12 protein-coding genes are annotated in these 16,174 nt (G+C 65.2%); 10 read left to right on the forward strand and 2 right to left on the reverse strand.

The genetic code is table 11. The features are described from left to right. Positions 1-341 precede the first annotated feature (341 nt). The 7 genes from J5M71_RS14170 (at position 342) to J5M71_RS14200 (ending at position 7,216) form a co-directional block, all read left to right on the forward strand. On the forward strand, positions 342-1,259 hold the full coding sequence (locus J5M71_RS14170) for a glutamate/aspartate ABC transporter substrate-binding protein (protein WP_025340398.1): 918 nt from the start codon (positions 342-344) through the stop codon (positions 1,257-1,259). Positions 1,260-1,401: 142 nt separating this feature from the next. Beyond that, positions 1,402-2,148 (forward strand): amino acid ABC transporter permease, encoded by a 747-nt coding sequence (locus J5M71_RS14175; RefSeq protein ID WP_063913147.1) that lies wholly within the window; start codon positions 1,402-1,404, stop codon positions 2,146-2,148. Beyond that, entirely contained in the window at positions 2,149-2,820 is a 672-nt protein-coding gene (locus J5M71_RS14180) for an ABC transporter permease subunit (RefSeq protein WP_047595781.1), read from the forward strand. Then, positions 2,817-3,551 carry an amino acid ABC transporter ATP-binding protein gene (locus J5M71_RS14185; protein ID WP_003258023.1) on the forward strand — a complete coding sequence of 245 codons (735 nt, stop codon included), beginning with the start codon at positions 2,817-2,819 and terminating at the stop codon, positions 3,549-3,551. The genes J5M71_RS14180 and J5M71_RS14185 overlap by 4 nt, the downstream gene beginning before the upstream one ends. A gap of 73 nt (positions 3,552-3,624) precedes the next feature. Next, positions 3,625-5,529 (forward strand): ATP-binding protein, encoded by a 1,905-nt coding sequence (locus J5M71_RS14190; protein ID WP_207832950.1) that lies wholly within the window; start codon positions 3,625-3,627, stop codon positions 5,527-5,529. Beyond that, positions 5,526-6,854: a sigma-54 dependent transcriptional regulator gene (locus J5M71_RS14195; RefSeq protein WP_013973972.1), complete on the forward strand. Its 1,329-nt coding sequence runs from the start codon at positions 5,526-5,528 to the stop codon at positions 6,852-6,854. Before J5M71_RS14190 ends, J5M71_RS14195 begins: the two co-directional genes overlap by 4 nt. Positions 6,855-6,880: 26 nt before the next feature. Beyond that, entirely contained in the window at positions 6,881-7,216 is a 336-nt protein-coding gene (locus J5M71_RS14200) for a GlpM family protein (RefSeq protein WP_025754578.1), read from the forward strand. A gap of 99 nt (positions 7,217-7,315) precedes the next feature. Here the strand turns inward: J5M71_RS14200 and J5M71_RS14205 are convergent, their stop codons facing one another. After that, positions 7,316-8,311 (reverse strand): alpha/beta hydrolase, encoded by a 996-nt coding sequence (locus J5M71_RS14205; RefSeq protein ID WP_063913150.1) that lies wholly within the window; start codon positions 8,309-8,311, stop codon positions 7,316-7,318. Positions 8,312-8,507: 196 nt separating this feature from the next. On the opposite strand from J5M71_RS14205, the gene metR reads away from it, so the two are divergent. Continuing rightward, entirely contained in the window at positions 8,508-9,425 is a 918-nt protein-coding gene (gene metR, locus J5M71_RS14210) for a transcriptional regulator MetR (RefSeq protein ID WP_207832952.1), read from the forward strand. Here the strand turns inward: metR and J5M71_RS14215 are convergent. Beyond that, complete coding sequence (locus J5M71_RS14215; protein ID WP_207832953.1) at positions 9,409-9,822, reverse strand: NUDIX domain-containing protein; 414 nt, start codon at positions 9,820-9,822, stop codon at positions 9,409-9,411. The genes metR and J5M71_RS14215 overlap by 17 nt on opposite strands. 228 nt (positions 9,823-10,050) lie before the next feature. Between J5M71_RS14215 and J5M71_RS14220 the strand changes: the two genes are divergently transcribed. Both J5M71_RS14220 and J5M71_RS14225 read left to right on the forward strand, forming a co-directional pair. Then, positions 10,051-14,319, forward strand: coding sequence for a DEAD/DEAH box helicase (locus J5M71_RS14220; protein WP_207832955.1), 4,269 nt, complete (start codon positions 10,051-10,053; stop codon positions 14,317-14,319). A 182-nt stretch (positions 14,320-14,501) separates the two neighbouring features. Beyond that, positions 14,502-16,121, forward strand: coding sequence for an FMN-binding glutamate synthase family protein (locus tag J5M71_RS14225; RefSeq protein ID WP_207832957.1), 1,620 nt, complete (start codon positions 14,502-14,504; stop codon positions 16,119-16,121). Positions 16,122-16,174 lie beyond the last annotated feature (53 nt).

Genomic DNA, 16,174 nt, shown 5'->3' on the forward strand with positions numbered 1-16,174 from the left:
CCACAGAGGAATCTCCAGTCTGGAAAGCCCGGATGTGAGCACGTGCGTTGATCCACCCCGCGGTAAATATGTCGAGCTTGATACAGCTCGCCGATCAGCCATTCGGGTTTCCGAACGCCATCCCGGCATTCGTTCGGAAACCCGTCACGACACAGCGAGCCTGCAGCATGAAAAATCGCTTGTATCCCTCGGAATATGCGACGTTATGATCGATATCAGGGCTTGGCACGACTCATGCTCTACACTTGGTAGCCGAATGCACTCGCTTCTTGCGGTATTCGTTGAACGAAAGAGTCCGCCAACGGCTCCATAAAAAAAACAAACACGTCGAGGAAAATTTGATGCGTATCGTTCGTCAATTGCTGGGCGCCGCCATCGCGGCCGCTGTGATCGCTTCGCCGGCCATGGCCGAAGAACTGACCGGCACCCTGAAGAAGATCAAGGATTCGGGCACCATCACCCTGGGCCACCGCGACTCCTCCATCCCGTTTTCCTACCTGGCCGGCAAGCCCGAGCCCGTGGGCTACTCGCATGACATCCAGCTGGCTGTCGTCGACGCCCTGAAGAAGCAACTGGGTACGGACATCAAGGTCCGCTACAACCTGGTCACTTCCCAGACCCGCATCCCGCTGGTGCAGAACGGCACCGTGGACCTCGAGTGCGGCTCCACCACCAACAACGTCGAGCGCCAGCAGCAGGTCGGTTTCTCGGTCGGCATCTTCGAAGTCGGTACCCGCCTGCTGACCAAGGTCAAGGACGGTCAGCCAGCATACAAGGACTTCCCGGACCTGGCCGGCAAGAACGTGGTGACCACCGCCGGTACCACCTCCGAGCGCATCCTCAAGGCGATGAACGCCGACAAGCAGATGAAGATGAACGTGATTTCCGCCAAGGACCACGGTGAAGCCTTCAACATGCTCGAAAGCGGCCGCGCCGTGGCCTTCATGATGGACGACGCCCTGCTCGCCGGCGAAATGGCCAAGGCGCGCAAGCCATCGGACTGGGTCATCACCGGTACCCCACAGTCGTACGAAATCTACGGCTGCATGGTGCGCAAGGATGACGCTGCCTTCAAGAAAGCGGTCGATGACGCCATCGTCGGTTACTTCAAGTCGGGCGAAGTCAACAAGAGCTACGACAAGTGGTTCCAGCAACCAATCCCGCCAAAGGGCCTGAACCTGCAGTTCCCGATGAGCGACGAGCTGAAGAAACTGATCGCCGAGCCGACCGACAAGGCCGCGGACGAGAAGAAGTCCTGATCCCCAGCCAGTGGCCTGCTGCGCTGCAACGCGCGAATTAAACCTGCAGGCCACCTGTTAGTGTCTAACCTTTCATCCGAGGGCATTACGCCCTCGGATGCTGGAAGGTGCCCGTGAAACAACCGTCTGAGGGGAAATCCCGATGAATTACAACTGGGACTGGGGCGTGTTCTTCAAGTCCACCGGCGTGGGCAGCGAAACCTATCTGGACTGGTACGTCACCGGTCTGGGCTGGACCATCGCCATCGCCATCACCGCCTGGATCATCGCCTTGCTGCTGGGTTCGCTCCTCGGCGTCATGCGCACCGTGCCGAACCGTGTGGTAGCAGGTATCGCCACTGCCTACGTGGAGCTGTTCCGCAACGTGCCGCTGCTGGTGCAGCTGTTCATCTGGTACTTCCTGGTGCCGGACCTGCTGCCAGAAGGCCTGCAGGAATGGTTCAAGCAGGACCTCAACCCGACCACCTCGGCGCTGATCAGCGTGGTCATCTGCCTGGGCCTGTTCACCGCCGCCCGCGTGTGCGAACAGGTGCGTACCGGCATCCAGGCGCTGCCCCGCGGCCAGGAAGCCGCCGCCCGCGCCATGGGCTTCAGCCTGTCGCAGATCTACACCAACGTGCTGCTGCCGCAAGCCTACCGGATCATCATTCCGCCGCTCACTTCGGAATTCCTGAACGTGTTCAAGAACTCGTCGGTGGCGTCGCTGATCGGCCTGATGGAACTGCTGGCGCAGACCAAGCAGACCGCCGAATTCTCGGCCAACCTGTTCGAGGCCTTCACCCTGGCCACGCTGATCTACTTCACCCTGAACATGGGCCTGATGCTGCTGATGCGCATGGTCGAGAAGAAAGTCTCGGTGCCCGGCCTGATTTCCGTAGGGGGCAAATAAATGGACATGGATTTCAGCGAAATCATCCCGGCCCTGCCTGCCCTGTGGGAAGGCATGGTCATGACCCTGCAGCTGATGGTCATGGGCGTGGTCGGCGGCATCGTCCTGGGGACCATCCTGGCTTTGATGCGCCTGTCGTCGAGCAAGCTGCTGTCGAACGTGGCCGGTGCCTACGTCAACTACTTCCGCTCGATCCCGCTGCTGCTGGTAATCACCTGGTTCTACCTGGCGGTACCGTTCGTGCTGCGCTGGATCACCGGCGAGGACACCCCGGTGGGTGCCTTCACCTCCTGCGTGGTGGCATTCATGATGTTCGAGGCCGCGTACTTCTGCGAAATCGTCCGCGCCGGCGTGCAGTCGATCTCCAAGGGCCAGATGGGCGCCGCCCAGGCCCTGGGCATGACCTACGGCCAGACCATGCGCCTGATCATCCTGCCCCAGGCCTTCCGCAAGATGACCCCGCTGCTGCTGCAGCAGAGCATCATCCTGTTCCAGGACACCTCGCTGGTATACACCGTGGGCCTGGTGGACTTCCTCAACTCGGCACGCTCCAACGGCGACATCATCGGGCGCTCCCATGAGTTCCTGATCTTCGCCGGTGTCGTGTACTTCCTCATCAGCTTCTCCGCTTCGTGGCTGGTCAAGCGTCTGCAAAAAAGGATCGCCGTATGATTTCCATCAAGAACGTCAACAAGTGGTACGGGGACTTCCAGGTACTGACCGACTGCAGCACCGAGGTCAAGAAGGGTGAAGTGGTGGTGGTATGTGGCCCGTCGGGCTCGGGCAAGTCCACCCTGATCAAGTGTGTCAACGCCCTGGAGCCGTTCCAGAAAGGTGACATCGTGGTCGACGGCACCTCGATTGCCGACCCCAAGACCAACCTGCCCAAGCTGCGTTCGCGCGTTGGCATGGTGTTCCAGCACTTCGAGCTGTTCCCGCACCTGTCCATCACCGAGAACCTGACCATTGCCCAGCGCAAGGTGCTCGGCCGCAGCGAAGCGGAAGCGACCAAGAAGGGCCTGGCCCTGCTCGACCGCGTCGGCCTCGGTGCCCATGCCAAGAAGCACCCCGGCCAGCTTTCCGGCGGCCAGCAGCAGCGCGTGGCCATCGCCCGCGCCCTGTCGATGGATCCGATCGTCATGCTGTTCGACGAACCGACCTCGGCGCTGGACCCGGAAATGGTCAACGAAGTACTGGACGTGATGGTCGAGCTGGCCCACGAGGGCATGACCATGATGTGCGTGACCCATGAAATGGGCTTCGCCCGCAAGGTGGCCAACCGCGTGATCTTCATGGACAAGGGCAACATCATCGAGGATTGCCAGAAGGAAGACTTCTTCGGCAACCCGAGCGCCCGCCACGAACGTACCCAGCACTTCCTCAGCAAGATCCTGCAGCACTGATTTTGCTTCACTGAAGCGGTCGGCGCCGCTGCCCTTTCGGGCAGCAGGCGCTGGTCGTGACAAGGCCACTGTGATGAAATGCGATCCTTCGCTTCTTCTCCCTGCCAAGCCTGCCGTGAAATCCCGCCTCCTCCGCCAATTGCTGTTGCCGCCACTGATCATCCTGCTGATGGTCGGCCTGGGCATGGCTGGCTACCTGATCAGCGAGAGCAACGGCATCCGCACCCTCAGCGAAAACGGCGAGCGCCAGCTGGAGCTGCACGCGCGCACGGTCGAGAGCGAAATCAGCAAGTACACCTACCTGCCGAGCCTGCTGGAGCTGGAAGACAGCGTCTCGCACCTGCTCACCGACCCTGACGGCGGCTCGCGGCAGACCGTCAACGAATACCTCGAAGGCCTGAACCGGCGCAGTCGCAGCCGGGCCATCTTCGTCCTCGACACCAACGGCCGGGTCCAGGCCACCAGCAACTGGCGCGATGCCGACTCGTTCCTCGGCGAGGACCTGTCGTTCCGGGCCTACTTCCAGACCGCCGTGCGCGGCGAGCCCGGGCGTTTCTACGGTATCGGCAGCACCACCGGCGAGGCCGGCTATTACCTGGCCCATGGCCTGGAAGAGCACGGCAAGATCATTGGCGTGGCGGTGATCAAAGTGCGCCTGGACACCCTCGAGGAGCGCTGGCAGCGTGCCCGCCTGGAGGCGTTCGTCAGCGACGAGAACGGCATCATCATCCTCTCCAGCGACCCGGCCCGGCGCCTGAAGTCGGTACGCCCGCTGACCCCGCAAATCAAGGAGCGCCTGGCCCGAAGCCTGCAGTACTACTGGTGGCCGCTGAACGAGCTGCAACCCCTGGCCCGGGAAACCCTGGCCGATGGCGTGGAAAAGCTGACCTTCCCGGCCAACAGCGAAACCGCACAGGGCAAGGCCCACGAAGTGGCCTACCTGGCCCAGACCCGGCGCCTGGCCGATACACCCTGGCACTTCACCCTGCTGACCCCGCTGCAGGACCTGCGCCGCGAATCCATGGTGCAAGGCATCCTGGTGGGCGTGGCCTTCGCCTTGTTGGCGATCCTCGGCATCGCCTGGAACGAACGGCGCAAGGTCATCGCCACCCGCCTGGCAGCCCGCGAGGCCCTGCAGGAAGCCAACAGTCAGCTGGAGCGACGGATCGCCGAACGCACGGCCGACCTGCGCGCCAGCAACGAACGCCTGAAGGGCCAGATTCGCGAGCGCCGGCATGCCGAGCAAACCCTGCGCCACGCCCAGGATGAGCTGGTACAGGCCGGCAAGCTGGCCGCCATCGGGCAGATGTCGACCAGCATCGCCCACGAACTGAACCAGCCGCTGGCCGCGCTGCGCACCCTGTCCGGCAATACCGTGCGCTTCCTCGAACGCGGGGCGCTGGAAACCGCCAGCACCAACCTGCGCACCATGAACGACCTGATTGACCGCATGGGCCGTATCACCGCCAGCCTGCGCTCGTTCGCCCGGCGCGCTGACGACAGCGGCCAGGCCTCGCTGGCCAAGGCGGTGGACGCAACCCTGCAGGTGCTGGCCAACCGCATCAGCGCCTGCCACCTGCAGTTGCACAATCAGTTCGAGGACCAGCAACTGGCCATCGACCAGACCCGCCTGGAGCAGATCCTGGTCAACCTGATCGGCAACGCCCTGGATGCCATGGCCGCCCAGCCACTGCCGCAGCTGTGGCTGGAAGGCGAGCTGCAGGGCGACAAGTACCGTTTGCAGGTGCGCGACAATGGCCACGGCATCGACGCCGAGGCGCGCAAGCACCTGTTCGAACCTTTCTTCACCACCAAACCGGGCGAACACGGCCTGGGCCTGGGCCTGACCCTGTCGGCGAGCCTTGCCGCCGCCGCCAAGGGCAGCCTCAACGTCGAGCACCCCGCCAGCGGCGGCACGGCCTTCGTCCTGGCCCTGCCGCTGGTATCCCCCCCTAGCGAATCGGCAGAGCACCCATGAACCAAGCGCCTCTTACCGTCCTGATCGTCGAAGACGACCCGCATGTGCTGCTCGGCTGCCAGCAGGCGCTGGCCCTGGAAGACATCGCCTGTGAAGGCGTGGGCAGCGCCGAGCAAGCGCTGGAACGCATCGGCGACGACTTCGCCGGCATCGTCGTCAGCGATATCCGCCTGCCGGGCATCGATGGCCTGGAGCTGCTCAACCGCCTCAAGGCCCGCGACCGCAGCCTGCCGGTGGTGCTGATCACCGGCCACGGCGATATCGACATGGCGGTCGGCGCCATGCGCAATGGCGCCTACGACTTCATGGAAAAGCCCTTCTCCCCGGAGCGCCTGGTCGACGTGGTGCGCCGCGCCCTTGAACAGCGCGGGCTGTCGCGCGAAGTGGTGGCCCTGCGCCGCCAGTTGGCCGAGCAAAGCAGCCTGGAGGGGCGCATCATTGGCCGCTCGCCAGCCATGGAGCACCTGCGCGAACTGATCGCCAACGTTGCCGATACCTCGGCCAACGTGTTGATCGAAGGCGAGACCGGTACCGGCAAGGAACTGGTCGCCCGCTGCCTGCACGACTTCAGCCGCCGCCAGGGCCAGCCGTTCGTGGCGCTGAACTGTGGCGGCCTGCCGGAAAACCTGTTCGAAAGCGAGATTTTCGGCCACGAAGCCAACGCCTTCACCGGCGCCGGCAAACGCCGCATCGGCAAGATCGAACACGCCAACGGCGGCACGCTGTTCCTCGACGAAGTGGAGAGCATGCCGATCAACCTGCAGATCAAGCTGTTGCGCGTGCTGCAGGAGCGCACCCTGGAGCGGCTGGGCTCGAACCAGAGCATTCCGGTGGACTGCCGGGTCATCGCCGCCACCAAGTCCGACCTGGATGCCATGGGCCAGAGCGGCCAGTTCCGCAGCGACCTGTATTACCGGCTGAACGTGGTAACCCTGGAGCTGCCGCCGCTGCGCGAGCGCCGCGAAGACATCCTGCAGCTGTTCGAACACTTCCTGCAGCAGTCTGCCCTGCGCTTCGACCGTGAAACACCTGCCCTGGACAGCCAGACCCTGTCGCGCCTGATGGCCCACGACTGGCCGGGCAACGTGCGTGAGCTGCGCAACGTCGCCGAACGCTATGCCCTCGGCCTGCCGGCGTTCAAGAAAGGCCCCAGCGGTGGTGCCAGCCAAGGTCTGGGCTTTGCCGAGGCGGTGGAAGCGTTCGAGCGCAACCTGCTCAGCGACGCCCTGCAACGCACTGGCGGCAACCTGAGCCAGGCCAGCCAGGAGCTGGGCATGGCCAAGACCACGCTGTTCGACAAAGTGAAAAAATACGGCCTCGGCTGACCTCAAACCCAACCTGGAAAGACAACGTGGACCTGGTATTCAAAGCGGCCCTTGGCGCTGGCGTGGTGCTGCTGCTGGCGGTGCTGTCGAAGACGCGCAATTACTACATCGCCGGGCTGGTGCCGCTGTTCCCTACCTTCGCCCTGATTGCCCATTACATCGTCGGCAAAGGGCGCAGCATTGCCGACCTGAAGACCACCATCCTGTTCGGCATGTGGTCGATCATTCCGTACTTCGTGTACCTGGCGACCTTGTATGTGCTGGTCGACCGCCTGCGCCTGGAGGCATCGCTGGCACTGGCCACGGTGGCCTGGCTGATGGCCGCGACCGTGCTGGTGACCTTGTGGGTGCGGATGCACTGATCGGAATCGGCGCTGGCCTCTTCGCGGGTAAACCCGCTCCCACAGGTTCCTCACATTGCCTGAGGTCTGTGCCGTACCCGTGAAGAGGCCAACGCGGATTCAGAGCCCTGCGATATGCGTGACATCCTGCCGATGCGCCTGCAGGTAGGGCAACACAGCCCCCAGCAGCGGCGCCTTGAACGGCTCCTGGAAGCGGTGCGCCAACCCCGGTATCAAACGCAACTGGCTACCTTGAATATGTGCCGCAAGGTGCACGCCATGCATTACCGGCAGCAATGGGTCGGCCGTACCATGCACCACCAATGTCGGCACCCTCAACCGGTTCAATAGCTCGACGCGGCTCGGCTCGGCCAGGATTGCCATGATCTGGCGCTTGGCCCCGTCAGGGTTGAACGCCCGGTCGTAGGCCACGGCCGCCTGCTGCAGCAAGGCTGCACGGTCGTCATGCACCTCGGGGCTGCCCAGCGCCGCCAGCAGGTCGGCCTGCTGTTCGATGGCCACTTCGCGGTTCGGCGCGCTGCGCCGGGCCAGCAGTTGCACCAGCGCCGGATCCGGCGCCGGCAACCCCGCCGCCCCTGAACTGGACATGACCAGCGTCAGGCTGCGCACGCGCTCGGGCGCCATGGCCGCCAGGTGCTGGGCAATCATGCCGCCCATGCTCACCCCCAGCACGTGGAACTGGCGCACGCCCAACGCATCCATCAGGCGCAGACCATCGTCCGCCATGTCGGTCAGCGTATAAGGCGCAACCACCGGCAGGCCCAGTTTGTAGCGCAGCAATTCGACCGTCAGGTTGGCCGACGGTGGCAACTGGCTCCAGCGTGACAGGCCGACATCGCGGTTGTCATAGCGGATCACCCGAAAGCCCTGGCGGCACAACGCCTCGACCACATCGTCCGGCCAGTGGATCAGCTGCCCGCCCAGGCCCATCACCAGCAGCAAGGCAGGGTCGCGTGGCGCACCGACACTCTGGTACACCAGGCTGACCGCCCCCAGCTCGGCCCGCTGCACCGGCACCTGGGCGTCACAACGCTGTTCAGCGAAACTCGCAGGTACGCCGAATACACAGAAAAGAAAAAGCCAAAAAGCCCGCATGAAAGAAACACCAGAATGCAGATCCCCAGTAGAGCGCGAGTCTGATGAATTCTGTTCGGGCGCGCTGCCACAGTTCAGTGACAGTTTGATGACTCCCGCCAGGCGGTGCGACCGAACGCCCAGTCGACAGGCGCGGCAACATGAGGGAAACTCAACTCATTCCCTGTTTCCTCAAATCCACACCCCGGAGTCAGCTGTGCTGGAGATCCGTCACCTGAAAACCCTTCATGCCCTGCGCGAGGCCGACAGCCTGGTGGAGGCTGCCGAGCGCCTGCACCTGACCCAGTCGGCGCTGTCGCACCAGTTCAAGGAGCTGGAAGAGCGCCTGGGCCTGCCGCTGTTCGTACGCAAGACCAAGCCGATCCGCTTCACCAGCGCCGGGCTACGCCTGCTGCAACTGGCCGATGCCACCCTGCCGCTGCTGCGCAGCGCCGAACGAGACATCGCGCGCCTGGCCGGTGGCACCGCCGGGCGCCTGCACATGGCCATCGAATGCCACAGCTGCTTCCAGTGGCTGATGCCGACCATCGACCAGTTCCGCGATGCCTGGCCGGAAGTGGAGCTGGACCTGGCCTCAGGCTTTGCCTTTGCCCCGCTGCCGGCCCTGGCCCGCGGCGACCTCGACCTGGTGGTGACCTCCGACCCGCTGGACCTGGCGGGCATCACCTACGTGCCGCTGTTCACCTATGAGGCGATGCTGGCGGTGGCCAACCAGCATCCGTTGGCCAGCAAACCCTACATCGTGCCGCAGGACCTGCTCGACCAGACCCTGATCACCTACCCGGTGGAGCGCGATCGCCTGGACATCTTCACCCGCTTCCTGGAGCCGGCCGACATCGAGCCGGCCGCCGTGCGCACGTCGGAGCTGACGGTGATGATGATGCAACTGGTGGCCAGCGGCCGTGGCGTTTGCGGCATGCCGCACTGGGCGCTGCACGAGTACAGCTCGCGCGGGTATGTGAAGGGCAAGCGCCTGGGCGAGAAAGGCCTGTTCGCCACGCTTTACGCCGCCGTGCGCACCGACATGCTCGATGCGCCGTACATGCGCGACTTCTTGCTGACAGCCAAGGACACCTCGTTCGCCACCCTCGATGGTGTCAGCGCGGTGCGCTGACGGCCTGGCGGTACAGCGGCAGGATCAGGTCGCGGGTCAGGGGAGCCAGGTGCATGGCGGGTACCTGGTCAGCGGCCAGCCAAACCACCTCTTCGATCTCCGCGGCCGGGCGCACGGCGGCGGCGCTGTCGACACGGAACAGTTCGGCCTGTACCTCGAAGCCCGGCTCGTTGGCGGCCGGGGCGCTGAACTGGCCCAGGTGCACGGCCTGGGCCGGGTCGAGGTGCAGGCCCAGTTCCTCATGCAGCTCGCGCACCAGCGCCTCCAGCGGGGATTCGCCAGCATCGATCTTGCCGCCAGGTTGCATGAAGGCCTGGGTGCCGCGCTTGCGAACCAGCAAGGTGCGGCCCTGGGGGTCGATCAGCAGGGCGGCGGCGATGCGGATGGTCTTGGGCATGGGCTGGGCTCGCTTGAAACAATGGCCGGGGAGGATCCCATGGGGGTCCTGGCCTGACAAGGCCAGTGTTTCCTGTGCCGGCCCTTTCGCGGGCACGCCCGCTCCCACAAGTCCTGCGCAGCACCTGTGGGAGCGGGCATGCCCGCGAAAGGGCCGCCACAGGATATAGCCGACCTGCCAGACGAACGGCCCCTTGCCAACCCGTCCCACACCCGCCATAACCAACACATGAACCTGCCCGCCAAACACCACCCGGTGCTCGAGCTGTTTCACCCTGCTGTGCGCACCTGGTTCCGTCGCCATTTCGCCACGGTCACCGATGCCCAGGCCAAGGCCTGGCCGTTGATCCACGCGGGCAATTCGATGCTGCTGGCCGCGCCGACCGGCTCGGGCAAGACCCTCAGCGCGTTCCTGGCCGTGCTCGACGAACTGTTCCGCCAGGGCCTGGAGCACCAGGGCGAGCTGCCTGCGCAAACCCAGGTAGTCTACGTTTCGCCACTCAAGGCGCTGTCCAACGATATCCGCCTGAACCTGCAAGCCCCGCTCGAAGGCATTAGCCAGGCCCTTGCGGACCAGGGCCTGAACGCCCCACGCATCACTACGGCCGTACGTACCGGCGACACTCCGCAGAAGGAGCGTGCCGCCATGCGCAAGCTGGCGCCGCACATCCTGGTGACCACACCCGAATCGCTGTACGTGCTGATGGGCTCGGCGTCGGGCCGTGAAGGCCTGGCCAGCGTGCACACGGTGATCGTCGACGAAATCCATGCCCTGGCCGGCAACAAGCGCGGCGCCCACCTGGCATTGACCCTGGAGCGCCTGCAAGCCCTGTGCAACCAGCCACTGCGGCGTATCGGCCTGTCAGCCACGCAACGCCCGGTCGAGCGGGTGGCGCAATTCCTGGTCGGCAACGGCCGCACCTGCGCCATCGTCGATGTCGGCCATGCCCGGCAGCGCGACCTGGCCATCGAGGTGCCGCCAGTGCCGCTGGGTGCAGTGATGGCCACCGATGTCTGGGGCCTGGTCTACGACCGCCTGGCTACCCTGGCGCGCGAACACCGCACCACCTTGGTGTTCGTCAACACCCGGCGCCTGGCCGAGCGCATCACCCGTCACCTCAGCGACCGCCTGGGAAAAGAGGCGGTTGCCGCGCACCATGGCAGCCTGGCCAAGGAGCTGCGCCTGGAGGCGGAACAACGCCTGAAACACGGCCAGCTGCAGGTGCTGGTGGCCACTGCATCGCTGGAACTGGGCATCGATATCGGCGACATCGAACTGGTCTGCCAGATCGCTTCGCCAGGCTCGATCGCGGCCTTGCTGCAGCGGGTTGGACGCGCCGGCCACCAGGTCGATGGCGTGCCCAAGGGGCGCTTGTTCCCGACCTCGCGCGATGACCTGATCGAATGCGTGGCCCTGCTCGACTGCATACGCCGGGGCGAGCTGGACGAACTGCACCTTCCCCGGGCGCCGCTGGATGTGCTGGCCCAGCAGATCGTTGCCGAAGCCAGCAACCAGCCCTGGCACGAACAGGCGCTGTTCGACTGCCTGCGCCAGGCCACGCCCTACGCAGAACTCGACCGGCAACACTTTCAGGCCCTGCTGCGCATGCTCGCCGAGGGCTTCAACGGTCGCCAGGGCGTGCGCAGTGCCTACCTGCACCGCGATGCGGTGAGCGGCACGCTGCGTGGCCGCCGTGGCAGCCAGCTGACCGCTCTGACCAGCGGCGGCACCATCCCCGACAACGCCGACTACGCCGTGCTGCTCGAACCGCAGGCGCTGAACATCGGCAGCGTCAACGAAGACTTTGCGGTGGAAAGCATCGCCGGCGACATCTTCCAGCTGGGCAACGCCTCCTATCGCATCCTGCGCGTCGAGCCGGGCCGGGTGCGGGTGGAGGATGCCCATGGCCTGCCGCCGACCATTCCATTCTGGCTGGGCGAGGCGCCGGGGCGCAGCAACGAGCTGTCTGCCGCGGTGGCCCGGCTGCAGGCACAGATCGACCAACAGCTGGCGAGCGCCAACCAGGCCGAGGTGCTGGCCTGGTTGCAGGACACCTTCGACCTGGGCGAAGCCGCCGCCGGCCAGTTGCTCGACTACCTGGCCCGCACCCGCGAAGTGCTCGGCGCCCTGCCCTCGCAGGACACGCTGGTGATGGAGCGCTTCTTCGATGAGTCCGGCGGGACCCAGCTGATCATCCATTCGCCCTACGGCAGCCGCATCAACCGCGCCTGGGGCCTGGCCCTGCGCAAGCGCTTCTGCCGCACCTTCAACTTCGAGTTGCAGGCGGCAGCCAGCGAGGACGCCATCGTGCTGTCGCTGTCCACCAGCCACAGTTTCGAACTGGACGATGTGTGGCGTTACCTGAATAGCCGCAGCGCCGAGCCGATTCTTGTCCAGGCGCTGCTCGATGCGCCGCTGTTTGGCGTGCGCTGGCGCTGGAACGCCAGCGTGGCCCTGGCCCTGCCGCGCTTTGTCGGTGGGCGCAAGGTGGCGCCACAGATCCAGCGGATGAAGAGCGAAGACCTGATTGCCGCCGTGTTCCCCGACCAGATCGCCTGCCTGGAGAATATCGTCGGCGAACGGCAGATTCCTGATCATCCGCTGGTCGAGCAAACCCTCGACGACTGTCTGCACGAGGCGATGGACTGCGAAGGCTGGCTGGCGCTTTTGCGGCGCATGGAAAGCGGCACGGTGCGCCTGCTGTGCCGCGACCTGCCCGCCCCTTCGCCGCTGGCTTCGGCCATCCTCAATGCCCGTCCCTATGCCTTTCTGGATGATGCGCCGCTGGAAGAACGGCGCACTCAGGCGGTGCTCAACCGGCGCTGGAACGAGTTGCACAGCGGCGACGCCCTGGGCGCACTGGACGCCGATGCCATTGCCGCCGTTGCTGCCGAGGCCTGGCCGCAGCCGGGCAATGCCGATGAAATGCATGAGGCGTTGATGGGCCTGGGTGCCATCAGCCAGGACGAAGTGCAGGACAATGCCAGTTGGGAGCTGCTGCTCAGGCAGTTGGCCCAAGCCGGCCGGGCCTTGCGCCTGGTGGATGAAAAGCTGTGGCTGGCGCGCGAGCGGTTGAGCCTGCTGCAGGTGCTGTATCCCGGCTCCCGGCTGGAACCTGCGTTGCAGGTACTGCCAGGCTTCGATCAGGCCATCGAGCCGGACATTGCGCTGGTCGAACTGCTGCGAGCCCGCCTGAGCGGCCATGGCCCGCTGACCCGTGCGCAGATTGCGGCAGCACTTGGCAAACCGCTGCCGGCCATCGAACAGGCACTGGCCCGCCTGGAAACCGAAGGCTATGTGCTGCGTGGGCATTTCAGCCCCGGGGCAAGCGAACTGCAGTGGTGCGAGCGCCATTTGCTGGCGCGTATCCACCGCTACACGGTCAAACGCCTGCGGCGGGAGATCGAGCCGGTCAGCCTGCAGGACTTCATGCGCTTTCTGTTCGACTGGCAGCACCTGGCCAACGACACACGCCTGCGCGGCCCGCAAGCGGTGGCCGAGGTACTGGGCCAATTGCAAGGCTTCCCGAGTGCCGCTGGCGCCTGGGAGGCCGAACTGCTGCCGGCACGCATCAAGGACTACAGCCCGCACTGGCTCGACGATGCCTGCCGTAGCGGGCAGTTCGCCTGGAGCCGGCTGGCGGCGACCGTGTCGAGCAACACCTTGTCGAGCACACCGCTGGTGCTGCTGCCGCGCGAGCACCTTGGCCTGTGGCGCAGCCTTGCCCCCGTGCCAGCCCTGGATAGCCTCGGCGCACGGGCGCAACGCGTCCACGAGGTGCTGCATGCACATGGCGCGCTGTTCTTCGACGAGCTGACACAGGATGCCCACCTGCTGCCCAGCGAACTGGAGACGGTCTTGCAGGAGCTGGTAGGTGCAGGCCTGGTTGGGGCCGACAGTTTCACCGGCCTGCGCAGCCTGATCACCCCGGCGGCGAAACGCGCTTCACGCAACAGCCGACGCGGCCACCCGCCGCTGTCCAGCAGCATGTCCCATGCCGGGCGCTGGGCCTTGTTGCGCACGGGCGCGGTAGACGACAGCCAGCGTCTGGAGCACATCGCCCGTGCCTTGCTACGGCGCTATGGCGTGGTGTGCTGGCGGCTGCTGGAGCGCGAAAGCGATGTGCTGCCGCCGTGGCGCGAGCTGCTGCGCTGCTATCACCGGCTGGAAGCGCGTGGCGAGATTCGTGGCGGGCGCTTCATTGCCGGGCTGGCCGGTGAACAATTCGCCTTGCCAGAGGCGGTGGGGCTGCTGCGGCAGGTGCGGCGGCGTGAGCTGGACGGGGCACTGGTAGTGGTGAGCGCCAGTGACCCGCTGAACCTGGTCGGGTCGTTGCTACCGGGGGCGAAAGTGCCGGCGGTCAGTGGCAACCGCCTGTTGTATCGCGACGGGGTACCAGTGGCGGTGCGGGTGGCCGGGCACTATTCGTACCTGGTCGAAGCGCCGGCACAAGAGCAGGAAAGCTGGCGGCAGAAGCTGCTGCGCGACACCATCTGAATGTTTTTTGCTGTACGGGCCCTATCGCCGGCAAGCCGGCGATAGGGCCCGTATAGCCTGCACAAGGCTTGGCGAGAATGATTTTCGCTACCCCGATTTTAATTTGCACAGCCGTGCAACTTGGCTATGGTCGGGGTTTGCCCCAGGCCCTGAGCCTGACCGCGCCATCGCAAGGACCCTGTATGAGCCTGTCACTTCTCAGCCGCTATGCCTTCTTCGCCGCCTGTGTGCTGTTCACCCTGGCGAGCCTGCCCTTCACCCACCACGAATGGTTGTGGCCGTTCACCCTGACCACTGCCATCCTCAGCCTGATCGGCCTGTTCGACCTGCTGCAGCAACGCCACGCAGTACGCCGCAACTACCCGATCCTGGGCAACATCCGCTACCTGGTCGAGGCCATTCGCCCGGAAATCCGCCAGTACCTGCTGGAGGCCGACAGCGACGCCCTGCCGTTCTCCCGCGCCCAGCGCTCGCTGGTGTACGCGCGGGCGAAGAACGAAGCCTCGGACAAACCCTTCGGCACCCTGATCGACGTGTACGAGTCTGGCTTCGAGTTCATCGGCCACTCCATGCGTCCGGCGCCATTGGCCGACCCGGCCAGCTTCCGGGTCGTCGTCGGCGGGCCGCAGTGCAGCCAGCCCTACTCGGCGTCGATCTTCAACATATCGGCGATGAGCTTTGGCTCGCTCAGCGCCAATGCCATCCGTGCCCTCAACCAGGGCGCCAAGCTGGGCAATTTCCACCATGATACTGGCGAAGGCAGCATCAGCCCCTATCACCGCGAGCACGGCGGCGACCTGGTCTGGGAACTGGGCAGCGGCTACTTCGGGTGCCGCACGCCGGATGGGCGCTTCGACCCCGAACGCTTCGCCGCCCAGGCGCGCAGCCCGCAGGTGCGGATGATCGAGATCAAGATGAGCCAGGGCGCCAAGCCCGGCCATGGCGGTATCCTGCCCAAGCACAAGGTAACCCGGGAAATTGCCGAAACCCGTGGCGTGCTGATGGGCGAAGACTGCATCTCGCCGTCGCGCCACAGCGCCTTCTCCACCCCCATCGAGATGATGCAGTTCATTGCCCGGTTGCGTGAGCTGTCTGGCGGCAAACCGGTGGGCTTCAAATTCTGCCTGGGCCACCCGTGGGAGTTCATGGGCATCGCCAAGGCCATGCTGGAAACCGGCATCCTGCCCGACTTCATCGTCGTCGACGGCAAGGAAGGCGGCACCGGCGCGGCGCCAGTGGAGTTCACCGACCACATTGGCGTACCGCTGCGCGAAGGGCTGCTGTTCGTGCACAACACCCTGGTCGGCCTGAACCTGCGCGACAAGATCAAGCTGGGCGCCAGCGGCAAGATCGTCAGCGCCTTCGACATTGCCAGCGTGCTGGCCATTGGCGCCGACTGGGCCAACTCGGCACGCGGCTTCATGTTCGCCATCGGCTGTATCCAGTCGCAGAGCTGCCACACCAACAAGTGCCCGACCGGTGTGGCCACGCAAGACCCGCTGCGCCAGCGGGCGCTGGTGGTGCCGGATAAAGCCCAGCGGGTGGTGAACTTCCACCACAACACCTTGCGGGCCCTGGCCGAAATGCTTGCGGCAGCGGGCCTGGAGCACCCTGCGCAACTGGAAGCCAAGCACCTGGTGCGGCGCATCTCGGCCACCGAGATCAAGCTGTTCTCGCAGATGCATGTGTTCCTGAAGCCGGGTGAACTGCTGACTGGCGAGGTGAACGGGCAGTTCTATTCGCGCATGTGGCAACTGGCGCGGGCGGACAGCTTCGAGCCGCACAGCGAGGTGGCGGCCTGATTGAACCTGGGGCTGCTACCCAGCCCACCGCGACACAAGGCCGCTCCCACAGG

Source organism: Pseudomonas sp. 43(2021) (genome assembly GCF_017490805.1).
Taxonomy (GTDB): Bacteria; Pseudomonadota; Gammaproteobacteria; order Pseudomonadales; family Pseudomonadaceae; genus Aquipseudomonas.

Bases quoted from the DNA above. Each gene is read 5' to 3' on its own strand.
- J5M71_RS14170 (WP_025340398.1), top strand. From the start codon at position 342: ATGCGTATCGTTCGTCAATTGCTGGGCGCCGCCATCGCGGCCGCTGTG.
- J5M71_RS14175 (WP_063913147.1), top strand. From the start codon at position 1,402: ATGAATTACAACTGGGACTGGGGCGTGTTCTTCAAGTCCACCGGCGTG.
- J5M71_RS14180 (WP_047595781.1), top strand. From the start codon at position 2,149: ATGGACATGGATTTCAGCGAAATCATCCCGGCCCTGCCTGCCCTGTGG.
- J5M71_RS14185 (WP_003258023.1), top strand. From the start codon at position 2,817: ATGATTTCCATCAAGAACGTCAACAAGTGGTACGGGGACTTCCAGGTA.
- J5M71_RS14190 (WP_207832950.1), top strand. From the start codon at position 3,625: ATGAAATGCGATCCTTCGCTTCTTCTCCCTGCCAAGCCTGCCGTGAAA.
- J5M71_RS14195 (WP_013973972.1), top strand. From the start codon at position 5,526: ATGAACCAAGCGCCTCTTACCGTCCTGATCGTCGAAGACGACCCGCAT.
- J5M71_RS14205 (WP_063913150.1), bottom strand. From the start codon at position 8,311: ATGCGGGCTTTTTGGCTTTTTCTTTTCTGTGTATTCGGCGTACCTGCG.
- J5M71_RS14215 (WP_207832953.1), bottom strand. From the start codon at position 9,822: ATGCCCAAGACCATCCGCATCGCCGCCGCCCTGCTGATCGACCCCCAG.
- J5M71_RS14220 (WP_207832955.1), top strand. From the start codon at position 10,051: ATGAACCTGCCCGCCAAACACCACCCGGTGCTCGAGCTGTTTCACCCT.
- J5M71_RS14225 (WP_207832957.1), top strand. From the start codon at position 14,502: ATGAGCCTGTCACTTCTCAGCCGCTATGCCTTCTTCGCCGCCTGTGTG.